The organism is Acetivibrio ethanolgignens (genome assembly GCF_001461035.1).
GTDB classification, from domain to species: domain Bacteria; phylum Bacillota; class Clostridia; order Lachnospirales; family Lachnospiraceae; genus Velocimicrobium; species Velocimicrobium ethanolgignens.
This window is the reverse complement of record NZ_LNAM01000051.1, coordinates 1-296: the sequence shown is the minus strand read 5'-3', so window position 1 is coordinate 296 and position 296 is coordinate 1. Positions and strand designations below refer to the sequence as shown.

1 protein-coding gene is annotated in these 296 nt (G+C 31.4%); it reads right to left on the bottom strand.

Annotated features, from left to right (window positions below; genetic code table 11):
• A partial coding sequence (locus ASU35_RS03685; protein WP_187142651.1) for a hypothetical protein occupies positions 1-277 on the bottom strand: 277 nt, incomplete at its 3' end.
• Positions 278-296: the final 19 nt, after the last annotated feature.

The window sequence follows — 296 nt, the reverse complement described above, 5'->3', positions numbered from 1 at the left end:
CTAATTTATGTCCCGCATTTATTTGAACTACTTTAGGTAATTCTACTCCATTTGGTGCATTTTCATATTCTAACTTTACATCATATGTTACACCTGTTATTTTTATATGTGGTACATATCTTATCTGTTTTTCTCCTGTAAAATATGTACTTTCTGATGGTTCATATACGTCTTTTAATCCATAATCTGTTGTAATATATCCTTGTAGTTTTGCTCCATTATCTAGGTGTTTTCTTAATGTCCAAACAATGGTGCATATGGTGCTATACCCTCCCACTTACTTTCATATCGTATTC